This is a genomic window from Pseudomonas sp. S2_F03 (assembly GCF_054668335.1).
In genome coordinates, this window is the sequence record NZ_CP162759.1 from 4,927,805 (window position 1) to 4,945,903 (window position 18,099).

The following is an 18,099-nucleotide window of genomic DNA, read 5'->3' on the forward strand; positions in this document are numbered from 1 at the left end:
GGTATTTTTTATGTCGTTACGCATCTGCATTCTGGAAACCGACATCCTGCGTCCAGAATTGGTCGACCAATATCAGGGCTACGGGCAGATGTTCAAACACCTGTTTTCGCAGCAGCCTATCGCGGCCGAGTTCACGGTCTACAACGTGATGCAGGGCGAATACCCCAGCGATGATCTGATCTTCGACGCTTATCTGGTCACCGGCAGCAAGGCCGACTCTTTCGGCACCGACCCGTGGATCGAAACCCTCAAGACGTACCTGCTGACCCGTTACGAGCGCGGCGACAAACTGCTGGGCGTGTGTTTCGGCCACCAGTTGCTGGCGTTGTTGCTGGGCGGCAAAAGCGAACGTGCCAGCCAAGGCTGGGGCGTCGGCACCCACAGTTACAAACTGGCGGCGAAAGCACCGTGGATGAGCCCGGTCAGGGAAGAGTTGACCTTGCTGATCAGCCACCAGGATCAAGTGACGACGCTACCGGCAAACGCCACAGTCATCGCCTCGAGCGATTTCTGCCCGTACGCGGCTTACCACATCAACGATCAGGTGTTGTGTTTCCAAGGGCATCCGGAATTCATTCACGATTACTCGCGAGCGCTGCTGGAAATCCGCCAGCAAGCACTGGGCGAGCAAATCTACTCCAAAGGTGTAGCCAGCCTTGAGCATGAGCATCATGGCGCTACGGTGGCGGAGTGGATGATGCGGTTTGTGGCGCACAAGCCAGAAACGGTTTAATGCCAACACATGCCAGCTCCCACAATGCTGATTTCCTGTGGGAGCGAGCCTGCTCGCGATTGTCACAGACGGCTCGGTATTGACTAAAGCCACCCCGACTTCTTGAAACTCGCCCATAAACCCGTACACCCCACGGCAATAAACCCCAGTACCCCGAAGTACCCGTATTGCCACGCCAGCTCCGGCATGTTCTGGAAGTTCATCCCGTAAATCCCGGCCACTGCAGTCGGAAACGCCAGAATCGCCGCCCACGCTGCAAACTTGCGCTGCACCACGCTCTGACGTGAAGCCTCCAGCAGCACGCCAATTTCGATCGTCTGGCTGGCAATGTCGGCCAAAGTCGTCAGGTCTTCCATCTGTCGTGTGACGTGGATCTGCACATCGCGGAAGTAGGGGCGCATGTTCTTGTCGATAAACGGAAAGCTCAGCTTCTGCAGCTCTTCACCGATCTCCACCATCGGCGCCGCATAACGACGCAGGCGCAAGACGTCCCGGCGCAGGCCATGAAGCTTCTGGATGTCATGCTCATTCAGCGCGCTGCACAACACGTTGCGCTCCAGCTCATCAATCTCGGCATGAATCGCTTCGCCCATCGGCTGGTAGTTTTCAATCACGAAATCGAGGAGGGCATAGAGGACGAAATCTTCCCCGTGCTCAAGCAATAACGGACGCGCCTCACAACGCTGTCGGACATAGGCGTAGGACGCGGAGTGACCATTGCGTGCGGTAATGATGTAACCGTTGCCGGCAAAGATATGCGTCTCGATGAATTCGAGTTTGCCTTCCTTGCGAATCGGCGAGTAGGTGACGATGAACAGTGCATCGCCGAAGGTTTCGAGCTTCGGTCGGCTGTGTTTTTCCAGGGCGTCTTCGATGGCCAGTTCATGCAGGTTGAACTGGCGTTGCAGGTTGGCCAGTTCCTGGGCGTCTGGCTCTTCGAGGCCGATCCAGACAAAATGGCCGGGCTTTGCGGCCCAGGCTGCGCCTTCATCCAAGGTGATATTGGTGACTTTCTTACCGGCGCTGTAAACCGCAGCAGCAACAACTCTACCCATGATTCAAGTTCACTTCTTTTTAGCAGGTGGCAATGGCAGGCAATCTTCAGCTTAGCCTTGTCTACTGCTTGAGAGTGAGCAAACTCTGCATCGTTCGCAGGTAAAAGAAAACCCGCACCAGGCGGGTTTCTTTTTACGCGGCTTGCAGTTGCCGATCCATCGAAGCGATGCACTCGCGCATCTGTTCGCGGCACTGGTCCATTAGCATGGGCATATCGTCCAGGCTCAATCCCACCGTCGGAATTGCCGGCAACGAACGAATCAGAATCTTCCCACTGCGCCAGCGGTTCAATCGCATGTGCTTGACGTAACTGCTGACGCACACCGGCACGATCGGCACACCGGCAGCAATCGCCATCTGGAACGCGCCTTTCTTGAATGGCAGCAGCTCTTCGCCAAGGTTGCGCGTGCCTTCCGGGAACACCCAGATAGACGTGTCTTCATGCTGCAAGGTGTGCGTGGTGGTCAGCATCGACTGGCGCGCCTTGTGCGCATTGCCGCGGTCGATCAACACGTTCCCGGCCAGCCAGAACAACTGCCCGAACAGCGGCACCCACTTGAGGCTTTTCTTGCCGATGCACACGGTGCGGCGGGGCACCACGTTGCCGAATACGAACAGGTCGTAGTTGGACTGGTGATTGGCAATAATCACGCAGCTCTCGGGTTTATCCATCAATGGCCCGACGTCAGCCTTCACCCGTAAACGCAAAATGCACATCGCCGGCCACGCATACAGGCGTGCGCACAAACGGCTGTTGTCCGGGTTGAACGGGCGACACAGGCCCAGAAGCACCCCAAGCACTCCGGCCAGAATAAAGTGCAGGCCCATCAAGAACATACGAAACACAAACAGCATTTACAGGCCCCACCGGGACAAAAGGTGGCGCAGTGTACGGATGTGCACTGTTTTCGGCAATTGCCGCTATAGAAGGGGGAGATAGGCGATATTTGTGCGCATGTTTCCGACTTGTTGGTCAGTCGCATACCAGAGCGGTTACAGACCTTTCATCGCGATGTGTAAGAAAAAGCCCGACACGACGGTCGGGCTTTTCGGTGCAGCGAGTTTTGGGCTTAACCCAAATGCTCCTGATCCAGGATGATCGCGTTGTCCAGCGTCTCCAGCAACGCCTTGCGCACTTTCAACTTGGTGTTCTTGTGCGCGGTCATGTTGATCTTCTTCAGCTGACGAGCCGCCGCCAACGCTGCGCCTTGCAGCTCTTCGGCCGACACCACCGCGTCGAGGAAACCGGCATCGACAGCGCTCTGCGGGTTAAACATCTCGCCATTGATCACGGAACGGTGGAACGCCGACTTGCGTAGGCGATCACGTGCGATCTCGATACCGGCGTGGTGCATGGTCATGCCGATCTGCACTTCGTTCAGGCCAATGCTGAACGGGCCATCGACACCGATGCGGTAATCCGCCGACAACAGCAGGAACGCGCCCTTGGCCACAGCATGCCCAGGGCACGCGACGATCACCGGGAACGGGTGCGACAGCAGGCGACGGGCCAGTGTCGAACCGGCCGTGACCAACGCCACGGCTTCTTTAGGGCCGGACGTCATCACCTTCAAGTCATAACCACCCGACAGAATCCCGGGCGTACCGGTAATGATCACCACCGCACGATCAGTCACGGCCTGATCCAGCGCAGCATTAAACGCAGCAATCACGTCCGGAGAGATGGCATTGACCTTGCCATTGCTCAAGGTCAGGGTCGCGATACCGTCTTCGAGATGGTAGGAAATCAACTCACTCATGACGCTATTCCTTGTATGAAAGTTGGGGCTGACGTTACCCACCACGGCAGGCCAGGTAAAGCGCCGTGACTGACCCGCCAGTCACCCTTTCCCCGTCGGGCAAGCGTAGCCGGCCACACCCGTCGCGTATTCCTCTCTATATAGAAGGAAGGGCGAAGCCAGAGATTGGCAGGTTTGCCATGGCCCGGAACCCGCCGGAACGACTAAAACGCTAAGCGCATGAAAATTCTGCAAAAAAAGTTTGCCATCAGAAAAGGTTTCGACTACATTAGCGCGCCTCGACAGACAGAACATGTTTGACGAGATACGGTGAAGTGTCCGAGTGGCTTAAGGAGCACGCCTGGAAAGTGTGTATACAAGAAATTGTATCGAGAGTTCGAATCTCTCCTTCACCGCCACATTCAGAAAACCCCTGTAATTCGATGAGTTACGGGGGTTTTTATTTTTCAGTCGCACTACTCAATTGTACTACTCATCCCATCCCGCCTTCCGTCACTCCGATCCAGTCCCTTCGCTGTTCCGACACTCTCGTTTTGCTCGCCAAATCCCTCGATAGCTACCGTTGGTCCGATTTCAGCCTATGCTCTACACTCGGTTCTCCGAAGTGGGGCGATGTTGACGCCAGCATAAATAAAGATAGGGATGCACGATGAAAGCAGGCTTGATGGTGGTTGGCATTGTAGGGGCGGTGCTTGCCGGGGTTAGTAGCACTGCAAATGCAGAAGACCCTAAGTATGATGGTAATGAGTTGCTGAGCCAGTGTCAGCAGTACATTAAGGTAGCAGACTCAGAACCAGACTATGATCGCATCGATGCTGGTATGTGCATGGGCTTTGTGCAGGGAGTTTACGGCACATTTTCTTTGCTCAGTGAGGAACTTAATGATGGTATTAAATTTTGTGTGCCTGGTAGTGTGACGAACAGTCAGCTAGTGCGTGTTGTGGTTAAGTATTTGAAAAATCATCCGGCGCAGTTAAATTTATATAGAACAGGCTTGGTATGGTCTGCTCTCAAGGAAGCTTACCCTTGTAAGTGATTTTGGGGACTATCGCCACTGACGGCGTATTGACTCTGGGCTAGGGGGTATCCGGGCTGATAAAAAATATAACCCATTCAAGGGTGGGCTAATTAAACTTCGGACCAAAAAGTGACCGGACAAAAATGATGACAGATATATTTTAGATTCGGCGCGTCAAATGTCTGTTTATATCAAAAATGGGCGACTTGATGGTCGCCTATTGTTTATCCCCCCGGTATTTTATCCAGCCGCCCAATCACGTTCATCACATCACATCACATCACATCACATCACATCACACCCATCCCGTGATGGGATAGCGCAAAGCAATGCGAAGTCGCTGAGGATTACCGAGTCGCTGGCTATATCACCGCGCATCGTGAGGTTTTCCAGCAGTTGAGTGAAAGTTCTGATTCGATAGCCTGCGGCGTCGAGCAGGATATGCAGAGGTTTGGTGGTATCGACGAACAAGGTAGTTTGATCGTCGGTGTTACTGATAAGCGCCAAATATTAGTTCGGAGTGAGGTTCCAATTGAATTAGGGAGAACCATCACACATTCGTCGCCAAACGAAATGTGGCGGCTGTTCGCAGGTTGGCGAACCGGTCTTCAGCCTCGCCACCTACCTGTTAGACTGCCCGTACCCCTCGAATGGATCGATGCCATGTCCCCTCCTCGTACCGCTTGGGCGCCAAGTCATTTGTATTGCCGCTAAAAAGCCAGTGACCTGGGATCAATCCCTCGCGGCCCCTTTTCTGATTGGATAGCTCTCCTCTTTATTTATGAGATGACCTATGTCCCGCATTTATTCTTATGTGATTACCCATGACTTCGGTTTTGCTCCCAATCCTTTTGGCGGGATCTGCACTTTGGCGACGTGCAAGCCTGCGATAAGAATGCATGCCAAGGAGGGGAGTTGGCTTGTGGGCACTGGCTCCGCCAAGGCTGGTTTGCGCGGAAAGCTTATTTATGCGGCAAAGATTCATACCGTTTGTACACTTGAGCAGTACGGGCTAGACCCTCAATACGCGGTGAAAATCCCGTCCTCCATAAAAACAGAGTGGAGCTTTCACGGGGACAATATCTATGTGTTGGACGAGGATGGCCGTTGGTATCAGCGTAGTAATCCTCACCATGACGAATCGCACATAACGAGGGATTTGAAAGGTTTAAATGTGCTGGTTTCAAAGGAGTTTTGGTATTTCGGTGCAGAGGCAAAACTGCTGCCCGACGATTTACAGCCGATAGTGAAAGCCGGGCCAGGTCACAAATGTACCTCCTCCGCCGAGGTTATCTTGCGACTTGAACAATGGCTTCTTCAGTTTGATCGTGGGGTGACAGGCAAACCTAATCCATTTCATTCCGAAATATGCGGTTCTTGTACTTCCCCTGTCAGCAGTTGCTGAAACGCTTGGTATTACAAGGACGGCGCGAGGAACGACCCCTGCGTGTAACGTCCCTTCCATCTCTGATGGCCAGAGTGTCTCCCCCTAATTATATTTTTTGTTCCAGGAAACGACGCCATGATCACCACCACAACTCACGCCATCGAAGGCCGCCAGATCACCGCTTACCTGGACATCGTCAGCGCCGAGTCGGTGCAGGGCATAAACGTTGTTCGCGACATGTTTGCCGGGATGCGGGATTTTTTTGGTGGGCGTTCCCAGACGTTGGAGCGAGCGTTGAAGGAAGCGCGGATTCAGGCGACCGACGAAATCAAGGAGCGGGCGCGAGCACTTCAGGCGGACGCGGTGGTGGGGCTTGATTTTGAGATCAGCATGCCGGCAGGCAAGGGCGGGATGGTGGTGGTGTTTGTGACAGGGACGGCGGTGAAACTGAGATGAGGTGAAACGTGGGCCATTCGTCGGGCACGCGGAAATCTGAATTCCAAGTCCGGTAATGACCGACTAGTCTCAAAACCCTTGGTGATCGATATTTTTCAGGCAAAGGGCTTTGCCGGTGTCGATCCATTTGAGAGGGGAAGAGGTATGGCTGATCCGTATATCGAAGACGACGGGGCTGAATTTCCGATCAACAATTGCGTTAAATGCGGCCAGACAGAGTATGTGGCGGGCTTTGGGGAAGACCCGATCCAGACCAGCAAAGTGAAATCGACGACGCCCAGAGGGCCGAAGGCCAAATTTCTGCCGAGAGTGGCGGCGCCTTCCAGGAAGTAATCGTTAACCGGACAGACCCCGCCATCGAGCGGGGTTTTTCATGTGTGAAATCTCGATTACCGGTTGAAACCTGAAGTGCCGACGTTCGGTAATGATGCCGTTTACTTTTTCACATACTTTTCACAGCCACCACCGTAGGCTCAAACCATCCGTTAGAAAGCAGTACCTGGCCCGTTCCCCAGCGGGCTTTTTTTGCCTGTCATAAAACCTTTCCCATAAAAGCTGTCCAACCGTCGCTGATTGAGCGGTGCGGTGGTTTTTGTGTGGACGTTTACTGCGTGACAGCATTTAATCCCCGGCTTTCTTTTTCCCCCTATTTTTGAGGTTTCGTCATGCGTTTAACACTGCCTTCCCTGGTTCTTGGGCTTCTGGTTGCTCAAGGTGCGATGGCTGCCAGCGATGGCACCGCCGCAATCGGCGGTGGTCTGGGTGGCGCGCTGGGTAATGTGGTCGGCCAAAGCATGGGCGGCAGCACCGGCGCAGCGATTGGTGCTGGCGTAGCGGGCGCAGCCGGCAGTGCTGCTACCGCACGCAAAGGCAGCCGCACTTCAGCCGCCATTGGTGGCGGTGTGGGTGCAGCGGGTGGTTCGGTGATCGGCAACAGCCTGGGTGGCAAGACCGGTTCTACCATCGGCGCAGGTTTGGGTGGTGCACTGGGCGGCGGCGTAGGCAGCAACATGGCCAAAGGTCACAAGCGTCACTGATCCTGATCGGCCTATTGAAGAGCCCGGCTAAATGCCGGGCTTTTTCGTTTATGAACGATTCTTTAAACAAAGCCTCGAAGCTCATATACCCCAGAAGAATACGAGGCTTCCCATGACCCCGGTTAACAATGGCAAAAAGTGTACAAGCATCAACGCTCGACGTTTGGCGCTGTCCGTGTTTGTGGTGGGACTGTTGGCGGCTCAAGGTGCAATGGCGGCCAACGACGGCACCGCTGCGGTGGGCGGCGGCCTGGGCGGGGCGTTGGGTAATGTCGTCGGCGGACAATTGGGCGGCAGCACGGGCGCGGCCATCGGCGCCGGTGTCGGCGGCGCGGCAGGGAGCGCGGTCGGCGCGGAAAAAGGCAATCGCAATGAGGCGGCCATTGGCGGCGGCTTGGGCGCAGCAGGCGGCTCGGTGGTTGGCAACAGCCTAGGCGGCTCTACCGGTTCGACCATCGGTGCTGGCCTGGGTGGTGCCGCGGGTGGTGCCGTCGGTAACAACCTGGGCGACGACAATAATCATGGCAGCTCCCATTCCGGTAACGGACACAAGCATAAGCACAAAAACAAGCATCACTAACTCGCCAACGAGTAGAAGCCCGGCCTAGCGCCGGGCTTTTCGTATCTGTGCCTGGCAAGCCGGAACGAATGGCGGCAGCTACTCTCGAACTTTATATACCCCCCAATAATTGCGAGGCCTGCCATGACGCCGGAAACCGAAGGCAAAGAACAAAAAGGCCCGAGTGGGCTTCCGTTCATCAATGATCCTGGCAATGAAGATCCAGGTTCATTGATTGACGACGCCACGGTGCCGCTCAATGATTCCGATGACGCGGGTGATGTGGGAAATCTTGAGTACGAAGACGAGTATGAAGACGACGAAGATTGATCTTTGTGCGGTCTCGTTGACCGAACGTCTCTTTCATCGAACCCATGCATAACCTGCCACCTCGAAATATCAGGACCTGCTCTTCAGGTCCTTGGAGAGGTGCTTATGAACGCTGATCCGAAAAACCCCGACATTGATGACACTCCAGAGTATCCGCTGCCTTCGCCGACCGACTCGCTGAGTCGCGATCAACGTCCGCCGGATGACGATACAGCGGTGGAACAAGTGCCCGCTGATGATGTGAAGCGCGGTGATGTTGAGGCTGAGCCAGAAGATCCAGACATCGCAGGTGATGATTACTCGGGTGAACCGAGTTAAAAACCGTTCGTTGATTGTGCGGCACCTTTTTAAGGATACGCACCAGGATCGGTTCAAAGTTTGCGGCCTTGGCCATTGCAGGGCTGTTGTCAGTCAGCTCGCTGACCGTGTTTGCCCAGTCTTACGGGAACGATGCTCCTGTGGATAAAGGCGGGATGCCTCCGTCCACTGAAATGAATGCGAATTCTGCGAATGGTAATGCGTTGCCGCCAGGCTCTATTAATAGTGGGAATGGAGGTGATGCCAATGGGAGTAGCATCTCCCCGGGGGCGGGAAGTGGTGGAAGTTCGATGGGGAGTGGTGGTGGGAGTGGGTCTGGAGGATCTGGTAGTTCTGGGATGAGTGGAAGCGGGGTAGGCGGGAGTTCTGGTAGTGCAGGTGGAGGGACGGGTGGTGCTGGGGGTGGGACGAGTGGTTCTGGTGGCTAACGCTGAACGTCCACGGGAGTCGGAGCCCAGTAATCGAACTGGGCTTTTCCTGAGGTAGGGAGCTACTCCTTGATGGGATCAGACTCATACCATCGAATGAAAAAATCTTCCTGCAGATCGGGATTATTAGTTAGATTACTTTCTTCATAATCAAAGATGTTCACGATATCGCCTAATAACGCTCGCTTTCCGAGCGTGAGTTCGTACGCTTTTACTCCGAGTGTCATCTGTGAAGACATGGTAGAAGGGTGCACGTTTATTTTTGCGCCTTTACACATGAAAATTATATCGGGATGATCTCTTCTTACATTACCGAGGCATTTGTAAAAGTCGTCACCTGTATATGATTTTTGATATCCGTCTTTCATGATAATAGTGATGGTCAGGTTCTCTGAGTCGCAGAGGAGTTCAGCCGTTTGACGCTTGCCGTTTTTGGCTATCGTAATCTCTACGCTATTCATGTGCTATTTCCTGTTCGGATTTAATGTGGTGTGGCTAGATGGGCGACCGTTAGCGCCCATAGGTGTAACTCCGAGAATATCTTCCCTTTTGACTCCACCCTGGATTGCCAGCTCTCGTTCGCTATCAAATTTGTATGCGGCCCCCAACTCCGACTTCAGATCCCTCCCCGGGATCATCCGAATGGAGTACAAAAAGCCGCCTCTCATATTGAAATTCGTCGCGAAATTTATTCCTATTTCTCTATCGGGAGAGGTGCTTACAAAATTGCTCGGAGGTTTATTACTGTCAAGGGAGTGGAGTAGCAAATTGTTGCTGTCACCCTTCGGTCTAAATCCGTGTTCAAAAATCTCATCTGGGTGCCGACTGTCCCCACGATACAAATATTTTTCCTCCGGATACAACGGGAGTTGAGCTTCACCTCCATCAACCCTAACCTTCCCCGCCGGATCCTCCTCCCCAAACCCCGGCCTCTTGCACCCATCCGCCCCAGGACATTCATTCAACCCCAACGGATCAACCCAGCCCGTCGGGTTCCGCGTGTACTGATACCCGTTAATCCCGCCCGCCAACCCACTCGGATCCGGTGTCAGGTACCGCCCGATATCCGGGTTGTAGTAACGATGCCGGTTGTAATGCAGGCCTGTCTCCGCGTCGAAGTACTGCCCTTGAAACCTCAACGGTTGGTCCAGCACCTGGTGGGTATCGCGGTTCAGTCGGGTCAGGCGGCCGTAGGCGGTGTATTGCGCGGCCCAGATGATGTCGCCGCTGTAATCGGTGAGTTCTTGCGGGGTGCCGAGGTGGTCGAGTTGGTAGTAGAACGGGCAGGCCTGGCGCGGGCCTTTGCCGTCGAGCATGGCGAGGGGGCGAAAGGTGCCGGGTTCGTAGAGGTAGCTGCGGTGATGCTCCTGGCTGTGTTCGGCGATGAGGTGGTCGCCTTGCCAGAAAAACTCGGTGGTTTTGCCGTCGACGGTTTTGCGGATGCGGCGGCCGAAGGCGTCGTAGCGGTAGGTCGCGCAGGTGCCATTGGGCAGCGTGACGCCGATGAGCCGGTGCTGGCAGTCGTAGCGGTATTCGGTGACGAGTTTTTGCGCGGTGCCGCGGCGTTCGCGGATCAGGTTGCCGAAGGCGTCGTAGTCGAAGTGACGGTCGCCTTGCATCGACAGACGATTGCCTTTGACGGCTGCCGGGCCGGGTCGGTCCTGCATCAACAGGTTGCCGGCGGGGTCGTGGGCGAAGCTTTCGGGTTGTTGATCGCGCGAGTGACGGACCCGGATCAGGCGGTTGAGAGGGTCGTATTGGTAGTTGCGTTGGCCATGACGGGTGTCGGCGATGTAGTCGAGATTGCCGTTGGCGGTGTAGGTGTAGTCGCGCCGGTACAGCGACTGTTGGTGTTGGCTGACAGCGTGGGCTTTCAGGCGGCCTTGTTCGTCGTGGTCGTACTGACTGCGCAACAGGCCTTGCTGGCGTTGTAACTCGCGACCGAATCGGGAGGTGTGGCTTGTGAGGCGTGTGCCGTTAAGGTCGATGGCGGTCAGCGCGCCACCTTTGGCGCGGTGGTAGCTGAGTTTGCTGTTGTCCGGCAGGCGCAGGTGATTGAGCCGGCCGCAGGCATCGTAGCCATAACGCAACGTGGCCCAACTCTGGTGTTCAGTGATCAGGCGGTTCTGGGTGTCGTATTCGAACTCCAGTGGGTGGTCTTGGCTGTCGTCGACGCTGACCAGCCGACCGAGGCTGTCGTAGCAATATTCAACCTTGGTGCCGTCAGGCAGGGTTTTGATCAGCAACCGACCGGCCGAGTCCCGCTGGTAGCGCGTAATCAGCTTCGAGCCGTCATCGCCGTACTCGGTTTTCTCCAGTAAATGGCCATTCAGGTCGTAGGCATACGCCGTGCGTCGACCATCAAAACCGGTTTGCTGTCGGACCAATCCACTGGCGGTGTAGTCCAGTCGATAACGTTCACCGGACTCGTTCTCGATGTCGGTCAGCAGCAGCCGTGCGTTGTCATAGCGGTAACGCAGGTGTGTGCCGTCGGGGTTGATCCGGCGGCTGACCAGGTGCAAGTCATCGTCGTACTCAAAACGCGTGACACGACCCAGTTCATCCCGTTCGGCAGTGATCTTGCCGTAGGCGTTGTAACTGAAGGCTCGACTGGCGCCAGTAGGAAGAGTTGTCTGGATCAGTCGGCCAACGGCGTCCCGTTGGTAGTGAGTGACAGCGCCGAATTCGTCCTGAAAGGTTATTTTCCGTCCCAGAACATCGTAGGAAAACCGCCGCTGACCGCCGTCCGGCAGGGTTTCTTCGATCAGTTGCCCAAGCGCATCCCGAACGAAAATCTGGCGACTGCTGTCCGGAAAACGAATCGAGAGCAGCCGTCCTTGGGCGTCGTAGTGGTAATGGGTGGTTTGGCCATCGGGATCGATGGCCTCGGTGACATCGCCTTGAGCATTGCGTTGATATTTCCATACGGCTTTACCGCGAGAGCACGCATGCAGGAAACCGTTGCGGTATTCGTAGGACGTTGGTTCATCTTCAGGCGGAATCAGCGCTATCAGCCGCCCGATTTCGTCGTAGCGGTATTGAGTGATCGCTCCCAGCGGCCCCTGTTCGGCAATCAGATGACCCTTGTGGTCATAAGTCTTGAGATGCTCGGCACCGTCTGGCTCAACCCGACGCACCAACCGCGCCGTATCGTCATGGACGTAGACTTCTTCGCTACCATCGACGCTTTTAACCTGCACGCCACCGTTGTCGTCCCAGGCATAGCGCGTATCCATCTGCGAAAACGTCGCCCAGTGCCGAATGCATCGGGCCGCTTTGCCGGACCGTTCCCATTCCCAAAAGAAACTTGCCCCGCCGGCGAGTTGCCGCTGAAGAATCACGTGGTGGTCGTCGTAGTCGTACCGCTCGCTTTCACCGGCGGCATTGGTCGCTTCGATCAGTCGCTGGCGGGCGTCGTAGCGGTAGGAAATCAGCGTTTGCTCAGTACGCCAGACGTCATTGGCCGTGTCGGCGGGATGAAACGATTGATACTCGACGGCAACAATGTGCCGGCGCTCGTAGCGCAACAGCAGCGAACGGCCTGCACCGTTGTCGAGGCGCTGAATGCGATCCTGACGATCGCGGGTGATGTGCACCCGGTTGTTGTAGGCATTGCTGATCGTGGTCAGCCGCCCAGTGCGAAAGTGATAAAACCGCACCGTCTCGCCAGCCAATGCGAGCACTAATTCCTCTGGCTGATCCCCGAGATAAATCGCGGCCCGCGACAGACTGTTATGGATGGCCGGGCGTTCCTGGCTGGGCAGCGGAAACGTCGTACGGCGGTTTTCATGGTCGATCCAGACGACGTGTTCAGCGTCCAGCTCCAGCCGATGCGCCAGCGAATGACTCCAGCCCCAGCCCAGCCCGCAATCGATTTCCACGGCGCTGGTTCGGTACAACCGGGTGAACGCAAAGGGCAGCAAACCATTGAGTGAACCATCCTCCAGGGTCAGCAACTCTTCGCCGGTGACCATCGACACCGGGCAACCGTTCGTACAGGTCAGCGGCCCGCAGTCGGCGCTGTCGCCGTTGGGGTTTTTCGCCTGTTCGGAGGCGTCGTCACGGTGTTCGTGACGGCTGAGGCGGGTGGTGGCTGCGGATTTTTTGCGAGCGATGGCGAGCGGATTTTCCACCTGCGTTATGGGCGCAGAGCCGGCACTTATCTGTAATGGCAGCGCAGGTGCGGGATTCAGCGCAGCAGTGCGGGCGTTGACCGCAAGGGGTTTGAATACCTCCGCATGGGGCGTCAGGTCGGATTGAGCGGCCAGCCGCAAACTCGCGGCAGCCAGCCATTTGCGCGCCCGTTCCGATTTGAGCTTGTTCAGCACCTTGGCACTGATGCCGAGTTTCAGTCCTTTGGTGCCGGTAAATCGCGCCAGGAGAAAACCGATCAAAATGCCTGTGCGAATTTCCGCCACAACCTCTGCAGCGTGATGTGGCGGCAGCATCCGCACCCAGCTGGTAAACGCCGCGAGATGAATGAACATCAACGGCTCGTCACTCAGCATCAGCAACAGATTGGCGATCGACTCCGCCGAGGCCTTCAGCAGTGTTTCAAGCTCGGTCTCGGTCAGGTACTCAAGGAGCTTTTGGCTGTTGGCTTGCAGGTCCGCGATCAGCTCGTATATCTGCTTCACGTCGTCCCACAAACCGTTCAGCGCATTCTCGAAACCTCGCCAGTCAGCCTGTTGCAGCAGGCCGTAGCGTTTGATGAAACCCGCCTCGGCGAATTCGACCCAGGAAGCCTCGAATTCATTCGCCCATTCGTTGCGCAGCCAGCCTTCCAGCTCGCCGATGACGCTTTGATAAGAGGCGTACAGCGCTTTGACGTGTTCGGTGGAAACGTTTGGAAAGAAGGTAATGCGGTAACGTTGGCCGCGCTCACACTTGGGAATTTCGAGGATGCCGCTGGGACCGATCTCGTGGTTGACCGGCTCGCCATAGGTGCCGTCAGCGTTCAACGGCTCCAGCGTCACGGGCGTATTGCCAATGGGGACGAATCGCGCGGCCTCGAACATGTGCACCAGCGTCAACGGGCCGCTGACCGGGCATGCGCCGACGGTTGAGCTGATGGGCGCAGTGGAGTGCTTCGGTGCGATCAGCCGGACATCGTTGCCGACCTTGAATACCTGTTCGATCTCCAGTGCCTTGCCAGTCCAGAAACTCTCGGCCCACGCGTCGTAATCATTGAGACAAAGGCGAAAGTCAGCGAGCAGCGCCTCGACGTTCGGCTGTTTGGGGTCCATGGCGGCGACCACCAGCAAGCCGATGGCGTTATTCAAGGCCAGTACCTTGTCAGGTACGAACATTCGCAGTCCCTCGCGCAGATCAAGATGAGCGCGAGACTTTGCTTGGGATCAACGGGTAAAGAAGTCGGGAAAGGAGGCGTTTTATGTAGGGGGATTCGCTAAATGACGACGAGCACTTTTTGTAACGGCCAGGCATTGCCCGTTGCCCAACGTCAGCCGCGCTCGCTATGCTGCTGAATCCTTTAATCGATCACGGACCCGGCCGTACCTGAGCCGTCTCTGGGGTGTCATTTGAAAACGGATCAGATGCGATGAATGCACCGCTCAACACGTTCGGCCCGATCAAGGCTGTGATTTTCGACATGGACGGTTTGCTGCTGGACACCGAGGGCATTTATACCGAGGTCACGTCCCTGATTGCCGCGCGTTACGGCCGGGTGTTCGACTGGAGCATCAAGCAGAACATCATCGGGCGTGGGGCGGGTGATCTGGCGCGGTACGTGGTCGAGGCGCTTGATCTGCCGATCACCGCCGAAGAGTTCCTGGTGATCCGCGAGCCGCTGATGCGTGAGCGTTTTCCTACGGCGCTGGCGATGCCCGGTGCGCAGGAGCTGGTTCGGCACTTGAAGGCCAACCGTATTCCGATCGCAGTCGGTACCAGTTCTTCGAGCCAGTCGTTCGGCCAGAAAACCACGTTGCACCGTGACTGGTTCGCGCTGTTCGATTTCATCGTGACGGCCGATGACCCGGAAGTAGGCGCAGCCAAGCCGGCACCGGATATCTTCCTCACGGCGGCGCGCCGCCTGGGTGTTGCTCCTGAGGACTGCCTGGTGTTTGAAGATTCGCCGTTCGGGGTCACTGCGGCGAAGGCGGCGGGGATGACTGCTATTGCGATCCCGGACGCGGCCATGGCTGACGAAAAATACGCACATGCCGATGGCATTCTTCGTTCGCTGAAAGCCTTCACGCCGAGCGCGTGTGGTTTGCCGGCCCTGGAATGGACCTGAAGCGATAAACAAAAAACGCCGGCAACCTGATCAGGGTTGCCGGCGTTTTTGTCTTGATCAAGCCGAGGGTCAGGCGCCGAAACCACCGTCGATGGTCAGGCTGGCACCGGTGATGTAGCCGGCTTCTGGACTGACGAGGTAGGCAACGAAGCTGGCAATTTCTTCGGCTTTGCCATAACGACCCACCGCCATCATCGGGATCAGGCTTTCTGCGAAGTCACCGTCGGCGGGGTTCATGTCGGTGTCGACCGGGCCGGGCTGCACGTTGTTGATGGTGATGCCGCGTGGGCCGAGGTCGCGGGCCAGCCCTTGGTCAAGCCGACCAGCGCTGCCTTGCTCATGGCGTACGGGCCGCCACCGGCGAAGGGCATGCGGTCAGCGTTGGTGCTACCGATGTTGATGATGCGACCGCCTTCAGTCATGTGTTGGGCGGCGGCCTGGGTGGCGATGAATACGCTACGCACGTTGATGGCGAGGGTCTGGTCGAAGTCTTCGAGCTTGAAGTCTTCCAGGGGGGCAACGGCCAGCACGCCGGCGTTGTTGACCAGGATGTCCAGGCGACCGAAGGCTTTGACGGTAGCGCTCACAGCGTTGCGAATGGCCTCGGCGTCGGCGCTGTCCGCTTTGATGGCCAGGGCTTTGCCGCCGTTGGCTGTGATGCTGTTTTGCAGTTCTTCGGCTTTGGCCGTGGAGCTGACGTAGGTGAAGGCAACTGCCGCGCCTTCAGCGGCCAGGCGTTTGACGATGGCTGCGCCGATACCCCGAGATCCGCCTTGAATCAAAGCCACTTTGCCGCTGAGGTTCTGAGTAGTCATATCGATCTCCAAAGTCCCGAAGCGAGATGCCCCGGTTGATGGAGCCTAGTATCGATTGCGGATTACACGCTGAGTAGACGGTAATTACGATAGTCTGTGTAAACCAAAAGTTTATAGTGGCGCCTATGGAAACCTTCAGCAGTATCGAATGCTTCGTGCGCAGTGCCGAGGTGGGCAGCTTTGCCGAAGCCGCCCGGCGCTTGAGTCTGACCCCGGCCGCCGTGGGCAAGAGTGTTGCCAAACTTGAGGCGCGGCTCGGCGTGCGGCTGTTTCAGCGCAGCACGCGCAGCCTGACACTGACGGAGGCCGGCCAGCTGTTTCTCAACGAAGTCAGCTCCAGCCTGCACACCATCCAGAATGCCGTCGCCAATCTGGCCAGCGCCGAAGGGCGGCCGGCGGGGACGTTGAAGGTCAGCATGGGCACGGTGTTTGGACGATTGTATGTGGTGCCGTTTCTGGGCGAGTTTTTTGCGGCGGTTTCCGGCGATCAATCCGGACTGGCATTTCGAAAACCGCCAGGTCGATTTGATCGCGCAAGGTTTCGACGCGGCCATTGGCGGTGGATTCGAACTGCCCCAAGGCGTGGTGGCACGCAAGCTGACACCGGCGCACCGGGTGTTGGTGGCGTCATCCGATTACTTGAGCACACACGAAGCGATCATCGAGCCAGACGACTTGAAGCGCCACGATGGCATCCTGATTCGTTCCCCGCAGACCGGCCGGGTGCGTTCCTGGCAGTTGACCAGCCGCACGCAGCAACACAGCCCGTTGACGCTGAAGGCGCGAATGACCATGAGCGATTCGGAAGCGGCGTGCGCAACGGCGGCCCAAGGACTGGGGATCGCTCTGGTGAGCATGCCGTTTGCCTCGGGCTATCTGGAAAGCGGGAAGCTACAGCGGGTGTTGCCGGACTGGTATGTCGACGATGGCAACATTTCGATCTATTACGCGGAACACAAACTGTTGCCGGGCAAGACCCGGGCGTTTGTGGATTTCATCATTGAGCAGTTTGCGGAGCAGGGGTTGAGCCGGCGGTTTAGTGCGGTTTGAGCCTGCCTTGGAACCGAGGTGCTGCCATCGCGGGCAAGCCCGGCTCCCACAGGAATTAGTGAACGTCACAGATCCATTGTGGGAGCCGGGCTCTTGCCCGCCCCGATCCCACAAGGGCAGTCTGTCAGGCGGAATCAGGCCTTGGATTTGCTGATGATATTCCCCGCGTGCAGCCCGCATTCTTTCTGCGTTGCTTCTTCCCACCACCAGCGACCTTCGCGTTCGTGCTGGTTCGGCAGCACCGGGCGAGTGCACGGTTCGCAGCCAATGCTGATGAAGCCGCGCTCATGCAGGCTGTTGTACGGCAACTCCAGCATGCGGATGTAGCCCCAGATTTCCTCGCTGGTCATCTGCGCCAACGGGTTGAATTTGTACAGGGTGCGCTCGGGTGTCGAGAACGCGGTGTCGATCTCCAGCACCGCTACGGCGCTGCGAGTGCCTGGGCTTTGGTCGCGGCGCTGACCAGTGGCCCAAGCGGTTACGCCGGACAGCTTGCGGCGCAGCGGTTCGATCTTGCGGATGCCGCAGCATTCGCCATGGCCATCCTTGTAGAAACTGAACAGGCCTTTTTCCTTCACGAACGGTTCAAGTTTCGTGTAGTCCGGCGACACCAATTCGATGTCGATCTTGTAGTGCTCACGCACCTGATCGATGAAACGGTAGGTTTCCGGGTGCAAGCGGCCGGTATCGAGACTGAACACTTTGACGTTCTTGTTCAGTTTCCAGGCCATGTCCACCAGCACCACGTCTTCGGCACCGCTGAAAGATATCCACAGGTCATCGCCAAACTCGGCGAACGCGAGTTTCAGGATGTCCTGGGCGGATTTGTTGGCATAGGTCGTGGCGAGTTCCACGACGTCGAACGTTGGGCTCATCAGGGCGGCTTCCTACAGGTC

At 56.8% G+C, this 18,099-nt stretch carries 17 protein-coding genes, 1 tRNA gene and 2 pseudogenes; 12 read left to right on the forward strand and 8 right to left on the reverse strand.

Annotation, left to right across the window (positions count from 1 at the left end; translation table 11 throughout):
* Window positions 1–10: 10 nt before the first annotated feature.
* Window positions 11–733 (forward strand): amidotransferase, encoded by a 723-nt coding sequence (locus AB4N76_RS23070; RefSeq protein ID WP_046027083.1) that lies wholly within the window; start codon window positions 11–13, stop codon window positions 731–733.
* A gap of 83 nt (window positions 734–816) precedes the next feature.
* Here AB4N76_RS23070 and AB4N76_RS23075 read toward each other — a convergent pair whose 3' ends face one another.
* From AB4N76_RS23075 to AB4N76_RS23085, 3 genes are all read right to left on the reverse strand, one after another.
* The gene (locus tag AB4N76_RS23075) at window positions 817–1,788 is read right to left on the reverse strand and encodes a magnesium and cobalt transport protein CorA (protein WP_046027082.1); all 972 of its coding nucleotides are present in this window, start codon (window positions 1,786–1,788) and stop codon (window positions 817–819) included.
* Between the two features lie 133 nt (window positions 1,789–1,921).
* Complete coding sequence (locus AB4N76_RS23080) at window positions 1,922–2,644, reverse strand: lysophospholipid acyltransferase family protein (RefSeq protein WP_046027081.1); 723 nt, start codon at window positions 2,642–2,644, stop codon at window positions 1,922–1,924.
* A gap of 215 nt (window positions 2,645–2,859) precedes the next feature.
* Complete coding sequence (locus tag AB4N76_RS23085) at window positions 2,860–3,549, reverse strand: crotonase/enoyl-CoA hydratase family protein (protein ID WP_046027080.1); 690 nt, start codon at window positions 3,547–3,549, stop codon at window positions 2,860–2,862.
* A 308-nt stretch (window positions 3,550–3,857) separates the two neighbouring features.
* Here AB4N76_RS23085 and AB4N76_RS23090 point away from each other — a divergent pair.
* Window positions 3,858–3,947 (forward strand) — tRNA-Ser (locus AB4N76_RS23090).
* 251 nt (window positions 3,948–4,198) lie between these two features.
* On the forward strand, window positions 4,199–4,585 hold the full coding sequence (locus AB4N76_RS23095) for a Rap1a/Tai family immunity protein (protein WP_046027079.1): 387 nt from the start codon (window positions 4,199–4,201) through the stop codon (window positions 4,583–4,585).
* Between the two features lie 267 nt (window positions 4,586–4,852).
* Here the strand turns inward: AB4N76_RS23095 and AB4N76_RS23100 are convergent, their stop codons facing one another.
* Window positions 4,853–5,074 carry a short-chain dehydrogenase gene (locus AB4N76_RS23100; protein WP_077430599.1) on the reverse strand — a complete coding sequence of 74 codons (222 nt, stop codon included), beginning with the start codon at window positions 5,072–5,074 and terminating at the stop codon, window positions 4,853–4,855.
* A gap of 286 nt (window positions 5,075–5,360) precedes the next feature.
* Here AB4N76_RS23100 and AB4N76_RS23105 point away from each other — a divergent pair, with 286 nt between their 5' ends.
* The 7 genes from AB4N76_RS23105 to AB4N76_RS23135 all read left to right on the forward strand — a co-directional run bounded on the left by AB4N76_RS23105 (window position 5,361) and on the right by AB4N76_RS23135 (window position 8,654).
* On the forward strand, window positions 5,361–5,972 hold the full coding sequence (locus AB4N76_RS23105) for an Nmad2 family putative nucleotide modification protein (protein WP_052961853.1): 612 nt from the start codon (window positions 5,361–5,363) through the stop codon (window positions 5,970–5,972).
* Window positions 5,973–6,089: 117 nt separating this feature from the next.
* On the forward strand, window positions 6,090–6,410 hold the full coding sequence (locus AB4N76_RS23110) for a YbjQ family protein (RefSeq protein WP_046027078.1): 321 nt from the start codon (window positions 6,090–6,092) through the stop codon (window positions 6,408–6,410).
* Between the two features lie 144 nt (window positions 6,411–6,554).
* Entirely contained in the window at window positions 6,555–6,743 is a 189-nt protein-coding gene (locus AB4N76_RS23115) for a hypothetical protein (protein WP_046027150.1), read from the forward strand.
* Between the two features lie 332 nt (window positions 6,744–7,075).
* Window positions 7,076–7,447: a bacteriocin gene (locus AB4N76_RS23120; protein WP_046027077.1), complete on the forward strand. Its 372-nt coding sequence runs from the start codon at window positions 7,076–7,078 to the stop codon at window positions 7,445–7,447.
* Between the two features lie 112 nt (window positions 7,448–7,559).
* Window positions 7,560–8,027, forward strand: coding sequence for a glycine zipper domain-containing protein (locus tag AB4N76_RS23125; RefSeq protein ID WP_046027076.1), 468 nt, complete (start codon window positions 7,560–7,562; stop codon window positions 8,025–8,027).
* Between the two features lie 123 nt (window positions 8,028–8,150).
* Window positions 8,151–8,336 (forward strand): hypothetical protein, encoded by a 186-nt coding sequence (locus AB4N76_RS23130; protein ID WP_046027075.1) that lies wholly within the window; start codon window positions 8,151–8,153, stop codon window positions 8,334–8,336.
* Window positions 8,337–8,441: 105 nt separating this feature from the next.
* Window positions 8,442–8,654, forward strand: a complete 213-nt coding sequence (locus AB4N76_RS23135; RefSeq protein WP_460163566.1) for a hypothetical protein — start codon at window positions 8,442–8,444, stop codon at window positions 8,652–8,654.
* A 490-nt stretch (window positions 8,655–9,144) separates the two neighbouring features.
* Here AB4N76_RS23135 and AB4N76_RS23140 read toward each other — a convergent pair whose 3' ends face one another.
* The gene (locus AB4N76_RS23140; protein WP_460163567.1) at window positions 9,145–9,543 is read right to left on the reverse strand and encodes a hypothetical protein; all 399 of its coding nucleotides are present in this window, start codon (window positions 9,541–9,543) and stop codon (window positions 9,145–9,147) included.
* Window positions 9,544–9,546: 3 nt separating this feature from the next.
* A complete protein-coding gene (locus AB4N76_RS23145; RefSeq protein WP_460163568.1) occupies window positions 9,547–14,391 on the reverse strand; it encodes an RHS repeat-associated core domain-containing protein in 4,845 nt (1,614 codons plus the stop codon).
* Between the two features lie 251 nt (window positions 14,392–14,642).
* On the opposite strand from AB4N76_RS23145, the gene AB4N76_RS23150 reads away from it, so the two are divergent.
* Window positions 14,643–15,338 (forward strand): HAD-IA family hydrolase, encoded by a 696-nt coding sequence (locus AB4N76_RS23150; protein ID WP_046027071.1) that lies wholly within the window; start codon window positions 14,643–14,645, stop codon window positions 15,336–15,338.
* Between the two features lie 69 nt (window positions 15,339–15,407).
* Here the strand turns inward: AB4N76_RS23150 and AB4N76_RS23155 are convergent.
* Window positions 15,408–16,153: pseudogene (locus tag AB4N76_RS23155) on the reverse strand (3-oxoacyl-ACP reductase family protein).
* Window positions 16,154–16,278: 125 nt separating this feature from the next.
* Here AB4N76_RS23155 and AB4N76_RS23160 point away from each other — a divergent pair.
* Window positions 16,279–17,203 (forward strand): annotated as a pseudogene (locus AB4N76_RS23160) (LysR family transcriptional regulator).
* 134 nt (window positions 17,204–17,337) lie between these two features.
* Here the strand turns inward: AB4N76_RS23160 and AB4N76_RS23165 are convergent.
* On the reverse strand, window positions 17,338–18,078 hold the full coding sequence (locus AB4N76_RS23165; RefSeq protein ID WP_008027340.1) for a phosphoadenylyl-sulfate reductase: 741 nt from the start codon (window positions 18,076–18,078) through the stop codon (window positions 17,338–17,340).
* Between the last annotated feature and the right edge of the window lie 21 nt (window positions 18,079–18,099).

Excerpts from the sequence above, each read along its gene's own strand:
- AB4N76_RS23070 (WP_046027083.1), top strand. The coding sequence starts at position 11 with ATGTCGTTACGCATCTGCATTCTGGAAACCGACATCCTGCGTCCAGAA.
- AB4N76_RS23075 (WP_046027082.1), bottom strand. The coding sequence starts at position 1,788 with ATGGGTAGAGTTGTTGCTGCTGCGGTTTACAGCGCCGGTAAGAAAGTC.
- AB4N76_RS23080 (WP_046027081.1), bottom strand. The coding sequence starts at position 2,644 with ATGCTGTTTGTGTTTCGTATGTTCTTGATGGGCCTGCACTTTATTCTG.
- AB4N76_RS23085 (WP_046027080.1), bottom strand. The coding sequence starts at position 3,549 with ATGAGTGAGTTGATTTCCTACCATCTCGAAGACGGTATCGCGACCCTG.
- AB4N76_RS23095 (WP_046027079.1), top strand. The coding sequence starts at position 4,199 with ATGAAAGCAGGCTTGATGGTGGTTGGCATTGTAGGGGCGGTGCTTGCC.
- AB4N76_RS23105 (WP_052961853.1), top strand. The coding sequence starts at position 5,361 with ATGTCCCGCATTTATTCTTATGTGATTACCCATGACTTCGGTTTTGCT.
- AB4N76_RS23110 (WP_046027078.1), top strand. The coding sequence starts at position 6,090 with ATGATCACCACCACAACTCACGCCATCGAAGGCCGCCAGATCACCGCT.
- AB4N76_RS23115 (WP_046027150.1), top strand. The coding sequence starts at position 6,555 with ATGGCTGATCCGTATATCGAAGACGACGGGGCTGAATTTCCGATCAAC.
- AB4N76_RS23120 (WP_046027077.1), top strand. The coding sequence starts at position 7,076 with ATGCGTTTAACACTGCCTTCCCTGGTTCTTGGGCTTCTGGTTGCTCAA.
- AB4N76_RS23125 (WP_046027076.1), top strand. The coding sequence starts at position 7,560 with ATGACCCCGGTTAACAATGGCAAAAAGTGTACAAGCATCAACGCTCGA.
- AB4N76_RS23130 (WP_046027075.1), top strand. The coding sequence starts at position 8,151 with ATGACGCCGGAAACCGAAGGCAAAGAACAAAAAGGCCCGAGTGGGCTT.
- AB4N76_RS23135 (WP_460163566.1), top strand. The coding sequence starts at position 8,442 with ATGAACGCTGATCCGAAAAACCCCGACATTGATGACACTCCAGAGTAT.
- AB4N76_RS23140 (WP_460163567.1), bottom strand. The coding sequence starts at position 9,543 with ATGAATAGCGTAGAGATTACGATAGCCAAAAACGGCAAGCGTCAAACG.
- AB4N76_RS23145 (WP_460163568.1), bottom strand. The coding sequence starts at position 14,391 with ATGTTCGTACCTGACAAGGTACTGGCCTTGAATAACGCCATCGGCTTG.
- AB4N76_RS23150 (WP_046027071.1), top strand. The coding sequence starts at position 14,643 with ATGAATGCACCGCTCAACACGTTCGGCCCGATCAAGGCTGTGATTTTC.
- AB4N76_RS23165 (WP_008027340.1), bottom strand. The coding sequence starts at position 18,078 with ATGAGCCCAACGTTCGACGTCGTGGAACTCGCCACGACCTATGCCAAC.